The organism is Allocoprococcus comes, from assembly GCF_013300725.1.
Taxonomy (GTDB): Bacteria; Bacillota; Clostridia; order Lachnospirales; family Lachnospiraceae; genus Allocoprococcus; species Allocoprococcus comes_A.
This window is the reverse complement of record NZ_JAAIMM010000011.1, coordinates 1-14,816: the sequence shown is the minus strand read 5'-3', so window position 1 is coordinate 14,816 and position 14,816 is coordinate 1. Positions and strand designations below refer to the sequence as shown.

The following is a 14,816-nucleotide window of genomic DNA, read 5'->3' as shown; positions in this document are numbered from 1 at the left end:
GCTAATCAGATAAAAGAAAAGAGAGGAAAGGTGACAAAAAGATGACGGAGGTATTGATCCTGGAAGATGAACCGGCTTCGCTTCAGGCGTTGTTAGAGATTCTTACCGCATATTCGGATGATATCCGCGTCCACAAGGCATCTTCCCTAAAAGAGGCAAAAGACCTGCTGGATCAGGAAATCCGGTATGGTCTTTTCCTTTTGGATGTAAATCTAAGTGGCGAAGACCGGGAGGATATCGGTGGGATTTTGTTCACAAGAGAGATACGGGAGAGGTTTGAATATACATTTACCCCGATCGTGATGGTGACTGCCATTGGCAATATGGAAATGCAGGCTTACCGGGAGCTGCACTGTTACCAGTATATTATGAAGCCATTTCGCAGGGAGCAGGTGGAAGAGGTTGTTCAGAAGGTGCTGGAAAAAGAGAGTAGGGAGAAACCACCGGTGATTGTTGTGAAAAAAGACGGGATCAATTATCAGCTGAAATGCGAGGATATCCGTTATCTGGAAGCGATACCGAGAGGAACAAGACTGCATCTCGTGACGGAGAACTGGGATGTCCCTTATGTGACTCTCAGACAGATGCTGCTTAAGATGCCAAAAGGGATGTTTACACAGTGCCATCGGATGTATGCGGTCAATAAAAATGAAGTTGAATATTACGATACCGTCAACCGGATCATCCGGATCAAAAACTGTCCGGATACGGTGGAAATCGGTGTGACATACAAATCGGTGATCGGAGGACTGTTAAATGGCTGATTGGGTACGCAAATTTCTATATCGTATTTTCTGCGTAATGGCACTTATGGTATCAGTCTATCTGATCGTGGATTTTCTGATCAGCGGTACCTTCGATTACCGGGTGTTTATCATGTTTGTTCTGATGGTGATCGTTGTAATCTGGGGAATTGTGGACTGGCGAAGTAATTATGTACTGATACGTCAGAAGGAAAATGAACTGCGGCTTTATCAGAACTATCTGATTCCGCTGGAAGAACTGGTCAAAGAAATCCGTGCCAAACAGCATGAATTTGACAATCATCTGAATGCAATCCTGAATATGCATCTGACCATCGACAATTATGAAGAGCTGGTAGCAAAGCAGTCCGCTTATATCACTGGAATAGCCCGGGAAGATGACAGCAGGAAATATCTTCCGCTTCTGAAGATCAGCGATAAAATCCTGGCAGGATTCATCTACAGTAAAATTGTCCGTGCACCGGAATATGTCCAGACCGATATCCGGGTATGGAATAAAGAAATCGTATCCGGAATCTCCGAACATCACCTGATTGAGATTGTGGGAACCCTGATCGACAATGCATACGAAGCCTGTACCGAAGAAAAAAATCAGGTACTGATTGAAATTGATTCCCAGAATGATAAGCTTATCTTCACGATAAAGAATCCGGTAGAAGGAATCGGACTTGGTGAGATCAGTCATTTCTTTGAAAAAGGATTCACCACCAAAGAAGATGAGAAAAAGCATGGACTGGGACTTTATAATGCGAAGATGCTCGTGAACCGTTACCACGGAGAAATTACGGTGGGAATGGAGAAAATAGAAGAAAGGAAATTCATCAGTTTTGTGGTGGTTATTTAGGCAGATCGGAATATGGGACGGTCTGCTTTTTTGCAGGTTGTGGTCGGGCGCGGACAGAAAACAAATGGAGCGGATTCCTTTGTGCTGACCATTCCGATGAGCCACTTAAGGCGAAAATTGTGTCAGCAAGGGCTTCCACAATTTTTGTGTCTCATCTCCATAGCACAAACATGGAATCCTTATCCATTTGTTTTCTGTCCGCGCCCGGGATTCAGCTCTTTTGGAGCAGACCTGGTATTCATAAATTTTCAATGATCTGGTTAAGATGTGCCTAATTAACGATGTAGATTTGATATTTGTAGTGGAGAGACATTGGTTTACTTACAAACCAGCGATACCAAAAAACGAACGAACCCCACATTGTGCTGGGGCGAAAATCCAGGTTCGCACCAATACAGTAGAAAACGGGCAAGGATACAAAATAACCCCAACAGATTCGATTGTTGTGCTATGGAGATGAGACGCAAAAATCGTGGAAGCCTCTGCTGAACACGATTTTCGCCCTAAGTGGCTCATCGGAATGGTTAGCACAACGGAATCAGTTGGGGTTATTTTGTATCCTTGCCCGATCACAACCCTGAATTGCGAACTGTCTTTCCCCCATCACAACAACTGAGCCATCAACCACGCATAGACAACCTGATTTTTCTTTTGCCAGTTGAGTGCGATTGCCGCCGCTTCTTTTTCGGTCGGCACAGAAAGTGTCAGATCGATCAGTGGTTCGTGATTTTCAAAGACCTGGCAGCGCACGGAGTATTCTTCCGCCGCATTTTTCTTGTAATCTGCTTTGACGGAAACTTCATTTTTCAGGTCATACTGTTTTGCCTGTAAAAAGTGGTCGATGTCATCTTGGATAGATTTTGAAATCTTATCCCGGAAGAGATGAACCGTCTCCGCACCATCCTCCGTCAGATGGAAAAGAGTGCGGTTGTGAGTGGATTCTTTCAGGATGAGACCACCGTCCGTAAGTTCAGAAAGAGCCTGCTGGAGTTTGAAATAATCGGTATATCCTTTATCCAGGACAAATTCAGAAATCTGGGAGTTGGTCAGAGGAAAATCAACTTTGTCCAGCATGTATAGAATGATGAGTTTATAAAGTGTAAATGCTTCTGCCATAGGGCTGCCTCCTTAAAATGTAGTATATTCTTTCCCCTGCCAGAGATTCTGCTCTTTTAAATAGCGCTGCATCTGATTGAGTACTAACCGTTTATTGCCGGTCCAGAGCGGTGCGATAAGAAGAGATTTTGGTCCGTCACCGGTCAGACGGTGAATGACAATATCCGGACGGAGCGAAGCGATACATTTTCCAAGCAGATGAAAATAAGCGTTCATATCTGGAATATAAAAAGGTTCCTGCCTGTAAAGATCTGCCAGATCGGTATGCTTCAGAACGTGGAGAAGCTGCAGCTTGATTCCGTCAATCGGAAGAGTGTTCAGATAATGGATGGTTGCAAGCATATCTGCTTCAGATTCTCCCGGAAGAAATAAAATTACGTGGGTGATGATCTGTACCCCAATCGCATGAAGGGAATGGACCGCCTGCTCAAAGACGGGAAGTGGATAACTACGGCGCATCCAGTTGGCAGTGCGTTCGTGGATCGTCTGAAGTCCAAGCTCTACCCAGACCGGTTTAATGGCATTTAGTTCGGCAAGCAGTGTAAGGATTTCAGGTGAAAGGCAATCCGGACGGGTTGCGATAGATAAAATGCGTACTTCCGGATCAGAAATCGCCTCGGTAAAGATCCGGCGCAGATGACAGACTGGTGCATAGGTATTGGTATATGCCTGAAAATAGGCGATATAGCTGTGCCCGTTGTATTTGGGGCGGACAAGGTCTTTTCCATAGGCAAGCTGATCGGCAACAGAAAGAGAAGAAGAAGCGGCAAAATCGCCGGATCCGCCTTCGCTACAGAAGATACAACCGCGTGTGCCGCAGGTTCCGTCCCGGTTCGGACAGGAACAGCCTCCGTTTAAAGAAATCTTGTACAGTTTCTCACCGAAATTCTGTTTCAGATAGTAGTCCAGTGCATAGTAGCGCCGTTCTCCCCAGCGCCGGGGATTTTCTTTTTTGTAAGTAAGCCCGCAGGATATTTCCTGCGGGCGATTGCTATCATGGGTCCTTGTATTCATAAGATTAAATCAGAGCTTTGACAGCTTCGCTTACAATCTGTGATACGCGTGGGTCAAAAGCTTCCGGAAGAATATTGTTCTCGTTAAGCTCTTCATCCGGAACCAGTCCAGCGATTGCTTTTGCTGTGGCAAGCTTCATCTCTTCGGTGATCTGTGGCACACGTCCTTCTAATGCACCTTTAAAGATACCAGGGAAAGCGACAACGTTGTTGACCTGGTTCGGGAAGTCAGAACGTCCGGTTCCGACAACTTTTGCGCCTGCAGCTTTTGCAAGATCCGGCATGATCTCCGGTACCGGGTTTGCCATTGCGAAAAGGATCGCATCCTTATTCATAGAAGCAACCATTTCCTGGGAAACAATGTTCGGGGCAGATACACCGACGAAGATATCAGCACCCTTGAGTGCATCAGCAAGTGTGCCGGTCTCATGGTCAAGGTTGGTCACTTTGGTCATTTCTTTCTGCATCCAGTTCAGGTTCGGTGAATCAGCAGAGATGATTCCGTTGATATCACACATAGTGATTTTCGGGAAGCCGTAGGTAAGAAGAAGCTTTGTAATTGCAACTCCGGCGCTTCCGGCACCATTTACAACGATCTTACAGTTTTCTTTTTTCTTGCCAGTTACTTTAAGGGCGTTGATGATACCTGCCAGAACGACGATGGCGGTTCCATGCTGGTCATCGTGGAATACAGGGATATCAAGAAGTTCTTTTAAACGGCTCTCAATCTCAAAACAGCGCGGGGCAGAGATATCTTCCAGGTTGATTCCGCCGAAAGCAGGTGCAATATTGACAACGGTCTTAATAATCTCTTCTGTATCCTGGGTATCCAGGCAGATCGGAACTGCGTTGACTCCGCCGAATTCTTTGAAAAGAACTGCTTTTCCTTCCATAACAGGCATGGCGGCTTTGGCTCCGATGTTACCAAGTCCGAGAACGGCACTACCGTCGGATACTACAGCGATCGTGTTGGCTTTCATCGTGTATTTGTAGGCTGCATCCGGGTCCTTTGCAATGACCTTGCATGGCTCGGCAACGCCTGGTGTATATGCGATTGCGAGGTCTTCACGAGAGTTTACGTGTGACTTTGCAGTAGTTTCAATTTTTCCATTCCATTTTTCATGCATTTCAAGTGCTTGTTCGATTGCTGACATTTTCATACGTCCTCCTTTGATTACAGTTTTGCTGCTCTTTTATGATAACATTCTTCTGATATGAAAGCAAATCAAAAAACTTCTTTCCATTTTGTGCAAAATGTTGTATACTTGGGTTTATCAAAAGCAAATTAGTCAGTTCAGACAAGATTTCCCAATGTTAAAAGTTTAATATTTTTTTGGATAAGAAAAGTAATTGGAATAAAGGAGGAATATAGAACATATGACGAGAGAAAAATATGAGTCCCTGCCTCTTTCTACGTTAAAAGAGGTGGCAAAAACGCGCGGACTTCGCGGAATTTCAACGTTGAAAAAAGCAGATCTGATCGATCTTATGCTGGAAGAAGATGACAAAGATTCAATAAAAGAGGCGAAGGAGGAAGTAAAATCCGAAAAAGCCGGAACTGCAGATATTGAACAGCTTGACAGTGGACGTACGGTGAATGGAATTCTGGAAGTCATGGATGGATACGGATTTATCCGTTCCCAGAACTATCTGCCGGGCGATGAAGATGTATATGTATCACCATCGCAGATCCGCAGATTCAGCCTGAAGACAGGGGATATCCTGACAGGAAATACAAGAGTAAAGATACAGTCCGAAAAATTCAGTGCGCTTCTGTATCTGACCAAGATCAATGGAATGTCTCCGGCAGAAGCAGCACGCAGAATGAACTTTGAAAATATGACACCGATTTTCCCAAATGAACGTCTCAGACTGGAAGCGGGAAAGAGCAGCACGGCAATGCGTGTTATGGATCTGATCTCTCCAATTGGTAAGGGACAGCGAGGCATGATCGTATCACCGCCGAAAGCAGGTAAGACAACCCTGTTAAAGCAGGTGGCGCTTTCTATGAGGAAGAACAATCCGGAGATCCATCTTCTGATCCTTCTGATCGATGAACGTCCGGAAGAAGTAACTGACATCAAAGAAGCCATTGAAGGGGATAATGTGGAAGTCATTTATTCGACATTTGATGAGCTTCCGGAGCATCATAAACGTGTGTCAGAGATGGTAATCGAGCGTGCAAAACGTCTGGTCGAGCACAAAAAAGACGTTGTGATCCTTCTGGACAGCATTACCCGTCTGGCAAGAGCATACAACCTGGTTGTTCCACCGAGCGGACGAACCCTGTCCGGTGGTCTTGATCCGGCAGCACTTCATATGCCGAAACGTTTCTTTGGTGCAGCGAGAAATATGCGTGAGGGCGGAAGCCTTACTATCCTCGCAACCGCACTTGTAGATACCGGAAGCAAGATGGATGATGTCATCTACGAAGAATTTAAAGGAACCGGTAACATGGAGCTGGTGCTTGACCGGAAGCTTTCTGAAAAGAGAATCTTTCCGGCAATCGATATCCCGAAATCCGGAACCCGGAGGGAGGATCTGCTTCTTACGAAAGAGGAGCAGGAAGCAGTAGATATTATGCGCCGTGCATTAAACGGAATGAAGTCAGATGAAGCGGTAGACAGCATTCTGAATATGTTTGACCGCACGAAAAATAACGTAGAATTTGTCCAAATGGTCAAAAAAACAAAGTTTATTTAGAAAATTACTTGCATTTAGAAAAAAACTATGTTATGCTAACATAGCTGTTTAAAGATATTAGCCGCGTGAAAGCGCGTAAAACGAATAAAACAAGAAGAGGTGAAAATCATGAAAGAAGGAATCCATCCAGATTACTATCAGGCAACTGTAACTTGCAACTGTGGGAATACATTCGTAACAGGTTCTACAAGCAAAGAAATCCACGTAGAAATCTGCTCTAAATGTCATCCGTTCTACACAGGACAGCAGAAAGCAACTCAGGCCAGAGGTCGTGTTGACAAGTTTAACAAGAAATACGGAATTCAGTAATAAGAGAATTCAACAGGCTGGGATTGTGAAATCTCAGCCTATTTTGTGTATACGATGAATTAAAAAGGACATAACAGAATATGAAATCTTCGAATATTGGTGGTCAGGCTGTCATCGAAGGCGTGATGATGAAGAATAAAGACCGTTATGCGGTTGCGGTAAGAAAGCCTGACGGAGAGATAGAAGTTACAACAGATACATATAAAAGTGTAGTTGGAAAATATACGGCACTTACGAAGCTCCCTTTTGTCAGAGGAATCTTTAATTTTGTTGATTCTCTGGTATTGGGGATGAAGACTTTGACCTGGTCAGCAAGCTTTTATGAGGAAGAGGAAGAAAAAGAGATGACCGAAGCCGAAGAAAAGAAGCAGGAGCGTATGGAAAAGCTTTTGATGACGCTGACGATGGTTGTATCTTTTGCACTTGCGATCGGTATTTTTATGGTACTTCCGTATTTTTTGTCAGATCTGCTGAAGAAATGGATTTCTTCCTATACAGTTCGGATTATCATTGAGGGAATCATCCGCATTGTGATTTTTGTTGCTTATGTGGGTGGAATTTCAGTAATGAACGATATTAAGCGTCTGTATCGCTATCATGGCGCGGAGCATAAGTGTATCAACTGTATTGAACATGGACTTCCACTGACTGTTGAGAATGTTAGAAAGAGCTCTAAAGAACATAAAAGATGCGGAACCAGCTTCATGCTGTTTGTCATGATCGTGGGAATCGTTCTCTTATTTTTTGTAAGGGTAGAATCTCCGCTGATGAGAGTGATTGTGAGAATTGCACTTCTTCCGGTGATCGCAGGAATTTCTTATGAGCTGATCAAATGGGCAGGAAGCAGTGAGAATCCGATCGTGTGTATCTTAAGTAAGCCGGGACTTTGGCTGCAGGGGCTTACGACAAAAGAACCGGACGATGAGATGATCAAAGTTGGTATCGCATCGGTAGAAGCGGTATTTGACTGGAAAGCATATTTGAGAGAGAATTTCGGATATAAGGAAGAGGAGTAAAAGCTGTGACCTATCAGGAAGCATATCAGAAAGCCACAGGCGAATTGAAAGCGGCAGGGATCCCGGAGCCGGAGAGTGATGCCTGGATCTTGCTGGAGCATGTGACCGGCATGACAAGGACCAGGTATTATGTTGATGGCTTTGGGAAGATGCCGGAAATTGAAGAAGACCGGTTCTTTGAACTGGTGAGCTGCAGAAAAACCCGGATTCCGGTGCAGCATCTGACCGGGGTACAGGAATTTATGGGATATGAATTTGCGGTCAATGAACATGTACTTGTGCCGAGACAGGATACGGAAATTCTTGTAGAGGAAGCAGAGAAGAGACTGCGCCTAATGAAAAAGAAAAATCCGATAAGGCTGCTGGATATGTGTACCGGTTCCGGTTGTATTCCAATCAGTCTGAAGCTTCGAAATCCGCAGATTTTCATAGAGGGAGCAGATATTTCAGAAGAGGCTCTGAAAGTGGCTGGGGAAAATGCCCGAAAACTCGGAGCAGACGGTGAATGGATCCGGACCGATATGTTTGAAAATATCACAGGAACTTTTGACATGATCACATCGAATCCGCCTTACATTCCGACAAAGGTGATTGAGGAGCTGGAAGCAGAGGTACGTTTCTATGACCCGTATGAGGCGCTGGATGGAAAAGAGGATGGGCTTTATTTTTACCGGATCCTCGCGGCAGAAGTTCCAGACTATCTGACAGATGGCGGCTGGCTTATCATGGAGATCGGGCATGACCAGAGTGCAGATGTGGAAAATCTGCTGAAAGAGGCAGGTTTTGAACAGGTTTCGACGCAAAAGGATCTGGCAGGTCTTGACCGTGTGGTAAGTGGCGTGTACAATAGGCATAGCAAATAACAGGAGGAAAAGAAATGTTTGATAAATTAGAAGATCTGCTCATTCGTTATGAGGAGATTATGGGTGAGCTTCAGGAGCCGGATGTGGTCAATGATCAGTCACGTTTCCGCAAGCTGATGAAAGAACAGAATGATCTGACCCCGATTGTTGAGGCATATAAAGAATATAAAAACTGTAAACAGAATATAGAAGACAGCCTGTTTCTTCTGGAGGAAGAATCCGATGAAGAGATGAAGGAGCTGGCAAAAGAAGAACTCAGTGAGTCTAAGAAGAGAGTCGAAGAGCTGGAACAGGAGCTCAAGATCCTCCTTCTTCCAAAGGACCCGAACGATGACAAGAACGTTATCGTGGAGATCCGTGCAGGTGCAGGTGGAGATGAAGCTGCCCTTTTTGCGGCTGAGATCTACCGTATGTATGTACATTATGCAGACAGCAGACGATGGAAGACAGAGATGATTTCCCTCAATGAGAACGGAATCGGCGGATTTAAAGAAGTCGTATTTATGATCACAGGACAGGGAGCATATTCCCGTATGAAGTACGAAAGTGGTGTACACCGTGTACAGCGTGTGCCGGAGACAGAAAGTGGCGGACGTATCCATACTTCAACCATTACCGTAGCAGTGATGCCGGAAGCAGAAGAGGTTGACGTTGTGATCGATGAAAAAGATATCCGTATCGACGTAATGCGTGCATCTGGTAACGGTGGTCAGTGTGTCAATACAACAGACTCTGCTGTACGACTGACTCACTACCCGACAGGAATCGTGATCTACAGCCAGACAGAAAAATCACAGCTGCAGAACAAAGAAAAGGCATTCCGGCTCCTGCGTTCTAAGTTATATGAACTGGAACTGGAGAAACAGCAGTCTGCAGAGGCTGAGGCAAGAAGAAGCCAGATCGGTACCGGAGACCGTTCCGAGAAGATCCGTACTTACAACTTCCCACAGGGACGTGTGACCGATCACAGAATCAAGCTTACGCTTCATAAGCTGGACAGTATTATGAACGGAGATCTGGATGAAGTCATTGACAGCCTGATCGCAGCAGACCAGGCAGCGAAGCTGGCATCGATGAATGAGGCAGTATAAGCTGGTAAAATCGGATAGAGAAATTAAAGGGAGTATGAAAGCCGGGAGAGAGGCTTTCGTACTTCCTTTTTGTGTTTTTGGAAAAATTTGTGGTAAAAAATGAAAGAATAGGTACGTGTAAAAATGGCATTTTAGTGAATGATGGATTAATTGGATTCGTGCAAGGAATCTTGAAATGGCTGAAAATGTATAAAACATTTCCTGAAATCGTCGACACGGCGTGTAGACAATCCAATGTGTTGCTTTCATGGTCTCATTATCGAACTTTATTACAAGTTAAAGACCCTGAAGCACGTGCTTGGTATGAAAAAGAAGCCGCAGAACAGATCTGGAGTGTTCGGACTTTGCAACGCAACGTATCTTCTCAGTATTATTATCGTATGCTTAAAACTCAGAAAAAAGAGTTTGTAGAACGGGAAATGAAGAAACTGACAGCACCGTATCAAAATGATAAGTTAGAGTTTATCAAGAATCCTGTAGTTGCAGAGTTCTTAGGATTTTCACAAAACTCAGAAAATCAAAGTCCAGATTTTATACTACAAGTTGATTGTATTTATTTTTCGATTTGCTTATACTGTAAACAAAAGTGAGATACTTATTACAACAGTTGATATGGATAGGATGCATCAAAATCACTTATAACTAATTGGGAAAAAGCAGAACGGAAGGGATGGAGTTGATATGTAAGATGAAACTTGATTGTTTTCGTGGATTCTTGTAAAATGATTTTATAGAGAGATGGGTACAGAAAAAGCAGGAGGTGATAATCACCGATGACAAAAGATGAAACGTTCTTAGAGCATATGGAAAGATACAAAGAAACGATAAAAAATCTGACTGTGATGTGCGATATTCTTGCGCGGAATGTTTTTAAAGACAGGAAAGCCTGTGAGTATGTTCTTCGAATTATTATGGATGATGAAGAACTCACAGTTATTGACAATGAAGTGCAGATGGATTTCAAGAACATGCATGGAAGAAGCACGGTACTGGATTGTGTGGCAAAGAATGGAAAAGGACAGATATTTAACGTCGAAATACAGCAGGATAATGAAGGAGCACATCCAAAACGGGCGAGATATCATTTAGGGATGCTTGATGGAAATGTTTTAGATCCAGGCGAATTTTTCGATAAGCTGCCGGAGACTTATGTCATTTTTGTAACTCAGAATGATACGCTTGGATATGGACTTCCGATTGCTCATATTGATCGGAGAATAAAAGAGAATGGCAAAGCTTTTGAAGATGAAGCACACTTTATTTATGTGGATTCCAGCAAAGATGATGGTGGTAAGCTTGGAAAACTGATGCATGATTTTCGGGTTAAGGAAGCGAAAGATATGCAGGCGGGCGCATTGCAAGACCGTGTGCGGGAACTCAAAGAGACAGAGAAAGGAGTGGAACATATGTGCAGGGAAATGGAAGAACTTTGCGATGAAGCAAGAATGGATGAGAAGAAAGATGTAGCATATTCTCTCGCTGAACGGAAGATGAGCGTTGAGGATATTTCTGAAATTATAAAAGTAAATATTGAAACCGTCAGAGGATGGCTTTCAGGACGTACTCCTGCAGCAAAATAGTAATAGGATACCCTCATACAGGACAAGAAAATAGAAATGTCTTGTATGGGGGGATTTTTATATACCGAAAACAAAATTCAGAAAATCAAAGTACAGGTTTTATACTACAAGTATATTGTATATACCCTTCGATGTGCTTATACTGTTAAACAAAAGTGAGATACATATTACAACAGTTGATATGGATAGGATGCATCAAAATCGCTTATAACTGATTTAGACAAAGCAGAACAGAAGGGCTGGATTTGATATGTCAGATAACAATGAGAAGCAGAATAATGGATTGAAGATAGAGAACGAAAAAACAGATACTGAAGATATAAGGCAGCAGAATGAAGGGGATACTGTATCAGAAAAGAAAACTGTTAGGTTGTTCGGACATAAAATTACCCGTAAAAAAATCTATACAGCGTGCGCAGGGGCTGTTTGTGCAGCACTTCTTGTGGGGAGTTATGCGATGGTAAACAGTGATTCCGTAACTCCTGATACAGATTCGGCAGCTAAAGTGACGGAAATACAGACAAAGGTGAAAACAGATAAGAAAGAAGAGAAGGTTCAAGTTACCGATTCGGACGCAGATACAAAAGAGAGTGTGAAGAAAACGGAAACGGCACAGGAGACTGTAAAGAAGAAAAGAGAGGAAACTGAGAGCCAGGAAAAAGTCGCTTCTAACAATAAATCCAACACGAACAGTAGTGTTTCTGAGAATGCGAATAAGTCCGATAAAGGAACCAATAGTGTGTCAGGTGGTAGAAAGGAAAATGTTAGTTCCAATTCCAGTGCGATAAGTTTCAGCGGCTCTGGTTCTGGTAATGTTACAAAGCAGGACAGTACACCGTTGCATCAGCATAATTATAATATTCCTATTATAAAGATCGTTCATCACGATGCAGTGTATAGCACGGTTCACCACGATGCGGTGTACAACACAATTTATCACGATGCAGTGTACCAAGAGCGTTCTATTTGCAATCAATGTGGTGCAGATATCACTGGAAATGAAGCAGTGCATTTCGAAACGTCATTGCTAAGTGGAGGCAATTGTGGTTCTTGTCATGGAGAATATGTAACTGTATCAAATGCATGGAACGAACAGGTGCTTGTGAGTGATGCATGGGATGAGCAGGTACTTGTGAGTGCGGCTTGGGATGAAACAGTGACAACGGGTTATAAGTGCAGTTGTGGCGCAATGAAGTAGATAAGTAAGTGAGTGTCTGACTCGTCAGGCTTCAGGAATGGCTTATAGATAGTATTTCTACGGTAAAATAGGTTCGATTTGGAATCCTGAAATGGCTCAAAGTGCACTATATAATGTTAAATAAACGGTTGTAACGAAAATATATAAAACATTCGATAAAGAATATGTAAATTGAAAATGAGATAAAATCAGTGGAGGATAAAAAATATGGATTGCGTGTGGAGTGATCTATATCAAGCGGCACGAAAGGTGCTGAAACCAAGAGCTGTTTCTAAGATTATTGAAGCAGGTGGTGTTGCGGCTGCGGTTGAATCCGTATCCGGAAAGATTTATGTTGGAGTTTGTGTGGATACTGCCTGCACATTGGCGTATGTGCTGAAAGAAATGCCATTTTTAATAAGATTACAAATGGCGAAGATGAGATACGTCGTGTGATAGCGATTGACCGGGAGGGGAAAGCAATTCCGCCTTGTGGAGCCTGCCGTGAGCTTATGACGCAGTTAATGCCTGAGAATTATCGTAACATAGAAATTATGATGGATTATGAAAAGAACCGGGTAGTGACACTTGGAGAACTTACACCGGAATGGTGGATATAAAGAATGTGATATGGAAGCTACAGAACAGACCTGTTTTGTGGCAAGGCGGCAGGATAGAAAAGAAAACAGAACAGAATTATAACATCCCAAAGCATACAGAATCAGGAAACAACATCCAGATTTTGCTAGACTGTAATCACAGAAAGGGAGTGAGCACAATGAATTGGATACAAGGAATACAAAGAGCGATTGATTATGTAGAAGTCAATATCACAGAAGAAATTGATTACGAAGAAACAGCGAGACAGGCATATTCTTCTCCGTTTCATTTTCAGAGAGTATTTGGTATCTTGTGTGGAATGTCGCTCGGTGATTATATCCGCATGCGTAGGCTTTCACTTGCAGGAGAAGAATTGTCCAAAGGAAATGCAAAAATCATTGATATAGCGCTGAAGTACGGATATGATGCGCCGGAAAGTTTTTCCCGTGCCTTTACCCGGTTTCATGGTATTTCGCCAAGCGAAGCAAAGCGTGGCGGAAAAGTTAAGATCTTTACTCCTCTGTCTGTAAAATTAACTTTAACAGGAGGCAGTAAGATGGATTACAGAATTGAAAAAAGAGATGCGTTTCAGGTGGTGTGCAAAAGAAAAAGAGTTGGAAAGCCGCAGACGGCAAATGCCACTCCGGACATTACTGCAATGTGGCAGGAGTACGGTATGGATGGAACGGTGAAAAAGCTAATAGGCTGTATGCCGGAAAATCCGGTGATGAAGGGGCTGCTTGGCATTTGCTTTTCGTCTGAATTAAATGCAAAACAGTTCCCATATGGAATCGGTGTAGAGTATGATGGAAGGGAAATTGATGACGATTTAGAAGTAGTCACAATTCCGGCAAATACTTATGCGGTATTTACAAGTAAGGGCAAAATGCCAGATGCTTTTATCAAAACATATAACCGGATTGTTACCGAATTTTTCCCGCAGAGTTCACAGTATGAGTATGCTGAAAATGTAGAATTTGAAGTTTATTCGTCAGCGGATATTTCAGATCCGAATTATCATTGTGAAATCTGGATTGCGGTGAATGAGAAGAAATAATTGTGAGAGGATACCCTCATACAGGATGAGAGAATAGAAATGTCCTGTATGGGGGATTTCCCATGTACAGAGAAAGCAAAGATTCAGGAAATAACAGTATAGATTTTATACTATAAGTATATTGATTGTTTTCGTGGATTCTTGTAAAATGATTTTAGAGAGATGGGTACAGAAAAGCAGAAGGTGATAATCACCGATGACTAAAGATGAAACACTCTTGGATGCTTGATGGAAATGTTTTGGATCCGGGTGAATTTTTCTATAAGTTGCCGGAGATTTATGTCATTTTTGTGACTCAGAATGATACGCTTAGATATGGACTTCCGATCACCCATATTGATCGGACAATAAAAGAAAATGGAAAGATGTTTGAAGATGAAGCACACTTCATTTATGTGGATTCGAGCAAAGATGATGGCGGTAAGCTTGGAAAACTGATGCATGATTTCCGTGTTAAGGAAGCGAAAGATATGCAGGCAGGCGCATTGCAAGACCGTGTGCGGGAACTCAAAGAAACAGAGAAGGTAGTGGAACATATGTGCAGGGAAATGGAAGAGCTTTGTGATGAAGCAAGAATGGACGAGAAGAAAGATGTAGCATATTCTCTTGCTGACAGAAAAATGAGTGTTGAGGATATTTCTGAAATTATAAAAGTAAATATTGAAACCGTCAGAGGATGGCTT

16 protein-coding genes and 1 pseudogene are annotated in these 14,816 nt (G+C 43.0%); 14 read left to right on the top strand and 3 right to left on the bottom strand.

What is annotated here, in order from left to right; genetic code table 11:
• Window positions 1-41 precede the first annotated feature (41 nt).
• The gene (locus G4407_RS07515) at window positions 42-764 is read left to right on the top strand and encodes a LytR/AlgR family response regulator transcription factor (RefSeq protein ID WP_173688353.1); all 723 of its coding nucleotides are present in this window, start codon (window positions 42-44) and stop codon (window positions 762-764) included.
• Complete coding sequence (locus tag G4407_RS07510) at window positions 757-1,608, top strand: sensor histidine kinase (protein ID WP_173688352.1); 852 nt, start codon at window positions 757-759, stop codon at window positions 1,606-1,608. Before G4407_RS07515 ends, G4407_RS07510 begins: the two co-directional genes overlap by 8 nt.
• A gap of 603 nt (window positions 1,609-2,211) precedes the next feature.
• Here the strand turns inward: G4407_RS07510 and G4407_RS07505 are convergent.
• From G4407_RS07505 to G4407_RS07495, 3 genes are read right to left on the bottom strand one after another with little or no spacing between them, the layout of a single operon-like run.
• Window positions 2,212-2,724 carry a DUF4364 family protein gene (locus tag G4407_RS07505; RefSeq protein WP_173688351.1) on the bottom strand — a complete coding sequence of 171 codons (513 nt, stop codon included), beginning with the start codon at window positions 2,722-2,724 and terminating at the stop codon, window positions 2,212-2,214.
• Between the two features lie 12 nt (window positions 2,725-2,736).
• Entirely contained in the window at window positions 2,737-3,738 is a 1,002-nt protein-coding gene (mnmL, locus tag G4407_RS07500; RefSeq protein WP_243868789.1) for a tRNA modification radical SAM protein MnmL/YtqA, read from the bottom strand.
• Between the two features lie 4 nt (window positions 3,739-3,742).
• Window positions 3,743-4,891, bottom strand: a complete 1,149-nt coding sequence (locus G4407_RS07495) for an NAD(P)-dependent malic enzyme (protein ID WP_173688424.1) — start codon at window positions 4,889-4,891, stop codon at window positions 3,743-3,745.
• Between the two features lie 223 nt (window positions 4,892-5,114).
• Between G4407_RS07495 and rho the strand changes: the two genes are divergently transcribed.
• The 12 genes and pseudogenes from rho to G4407_RS07440 all read left to right on the top strand — a co-directional run.
• The gene (rho, locus tag G4407_RS07490; RefSeq protein ID WP_173688350.1) at window positions 5,115-6,440 is read left to right on the top strand and encodes a transcription termination factor Rho; all 1,326 of its coding nucleotides are present in this window, start codon (window positions 5,115-5,117) and stop codon (window positions 6,438-6,440) included.
• A 108-nt stretch (window positions 6,441-6,548) separates the two neighbouring features.
• Window positions 6,549-6,749 carry a 50S ribosomal protein L31 gene (gene rpmE / locus G4407_RS07485; RefSeq protein ID WP_008369554.1) on the top strand — a complete coding sequence of 67 codons (201 nt, stop codon included), beginning with the start codon at window positions 6,549-6,551 and terminating at the stop codon, window positions 6,747-6,749.
• An 80-nt stretch (window positions 6,750-6,829) separates the two neighbouring features.
• On the top strand, window positions 6,830-7,765 hold the full coding sequence (locus G4407_RS07480) for a DUF1385 domain-containing protein (RefSeq protein ID WP_173688349.1): 936 nt from the start codon (window positions 6,830-6,832) through the stop codon (window positions 7,763-7,765).
• A 5-nt stretch (window positions 7,766-7,770) separates the two neighbouring features.
• Window positions 7,771-8,628, top strand: a complete 858-nt coding sequence (gene prmC, locus G4407_RS07475; RefSeq protein WP_173688348.1) for a peptide chain release factor N(5)-glutamine methyltransferase — start codon at window positions 7,771-7,773, stop codon at window positions 8,626-8,628.
• A 14-nt stretch (window positions 8,629-8,642) separates the two neighbouring features.
• Window positions 8,643-9,719 (top strand): peptide chain release factor 1, encoded by a 1,077-nt coding sequence (gene prfA, locus G4407_RS07470; protein WP_173688347.1) that lies wholly within the window; start codon window positions 8,643-8,645, stop codon window positions 9,717-9,719.
• An 89-nt stretch (window positions 9,720-9,808) separates the two neighbouring features.
• Window positions 9,809-10,309, top strand: a complete 501-nt coding sequence (locus G4407_RS07465; RefSeq protein ID WP_330586013.1) for a DUF1016 N-terminal domain-containing protein — start codon at window positions 9,809-9,811, stop codon at window positions 10,307-10,309.
• Between the two features lie 183 nt (window positions 10,310-10,492).
• A complete protein-coding gene (locus tag G4407_RS07460) occupies window positions 10,493-11,299 on the top strand; it encodes an Rpn family recombination-promoting nuclease/putative transposase (RefSeq protein ID WP_243259176.1) in 807 nt (268 codons plus the stop codon).
• Window positions 11,300-11,549: 250 nt separating this feature from the next.
• Window positions 11,550-12,497, top strand: a complete 948-nt coding sequence (locus G4407_RS07455) for a hypothetical protein (protein WP_173688346.1) — start codon at window positions 11,550-11,552, stop codon at window positions 12,495-12,497.
• Window positions 12,498-12,704: 207 nt separating this feature from the next.
• Window positions 12,705-12,932, top strand: coding sequence for a hypothetical protein (locus G4407_RS16885; protein WP_330586012.1), 228 nt, complete (start codon window positions 12,705-12,707; stop codon window positions 12,930-12,932).
• A complete protein-coding gene (locus G4407_RS16880; RefSeq protein WP_330586011.1) occupies window positions 12,929-13,096 on the top strand; it encodes a hypothetical protein in 168 nt (55 codons plus the stop codon). Before G4407_RS16885 ends, G4407_RS16880 begins: the two co-directional genes overlap by 4 nt.
• 158 nt (window positions 13,097-13,254) lie before the next feature.
• Window positions 13,255-14,133 (top strand): AraC family transcriptional regulator, encoded by an 879-nt coding sequence (locus G4407_RS07445; protein WP_173688345.1) that lies wholly within the window; start codon window positions 13,255-13,257, stop codon window positions 14,131-14,133.
• Between the two features lie 221 nt (window positions 14,134-14,354).
• A pseudogene (locus G4407_RS07440) lies at window positions 14,355-14,816 on the top strand (hypothetical protein); the annotation flags it as partial.

What these genes read in the sequence shown, in the direction of transcription:
- G4407_RS16885 (WP_330586012.1), top strand. Translation starts at nt 12,705, where the DNA reads ATGGATTGCGTGTGGAGTGATCTATATCAAGCGGCACGAAAGGTGCTG.
- rpmE (WP_008369554.1), top strand. Translation starts at nt 6,549, where the DNA reads ATGAAAGAAGGAATCCATCCAGATTACTATCAGGCAACTGTAACTTGC.
- G4407_RS07510 (WP_173688352.1), top strand. Translation starts at nt 757, where the DNA reads ATGGCTGATTGGGTACGCAAATTTCTATATCGTATTTTCTGCGTAATG.
- G4407_RS07505 (WP_173688351.1), bottom strand. Translation starts at nt 2,724, where the DNA reads ATGGCAGAAGCATTTACACTTTATAAACTCATCATTCTATACATGCTG.
- G4407_RS07480 (WP_173688349.1), top strand. Translation starts at nt 6,830, where the DNA reads ATGAAATCTTCGAATATTGGTGGTCAGGCTGTCATCGAAGGCGTGATG.
- prfA (WP_173688347.1), top strand. Translation starts at nt 8,643, where the DNA reads ATGTTTGATAAATTAGAAGATCTGCTCATTCGTTATGAGGAGATTATG.
- G4407_RS07445 (WP_173688345.1), top strand. Translation starts at nt 13,255, where the DNA reads ATGAATTGGATACAAGGAATACAAAGAGCGATTGATTATGTAGAAGTC.
- G4407_RS07460 (WP_243259176.1), top strand. Translation starts at nt 10,493, where the DNA reads ATGACAAAAGATGAAACGTTCTTAGAGCATATGGAAAGATACAAAGAA.
- G4407_RS07515 (WP_173688353.1), top strand. Translation starts at nt 42, where the DNA reads ATGACGGAGGTATTGATCCTGGAAGATGAACCGGCTTCGCTTCAGGCG.
- mnmL (WP_243868789.1), bottom strand. Translation starts at nt 3,738, where the DNA reads ATGAATACAAGGACCCATGATAGCAATCGCCCGCAGGAAATATCCTGC.
- G4407_RS07495 (WP_173688424.1), bottom strand. Translation starts at nt 4,891, where the DNA reads ATGTCAGCAATCGAACAAGCACTTGAAATGCATGAAAAATGGAATGGA.
- rho (WP_173688350.1), top strand. Translation starts at nt 5,115, where the DNA reads ATGACGAGAGAAAAATATGAGTCCCTGCCTCTTTCTACGTTAAAAGAG.
- G4407_RS07455 (WP_173688346.1), top strand. Translation starts at nt 11,550, where the DNA reads ATGTCAGATAACAATGAGAAGCAGAATAATGGATTGAAGATAGAGAAC.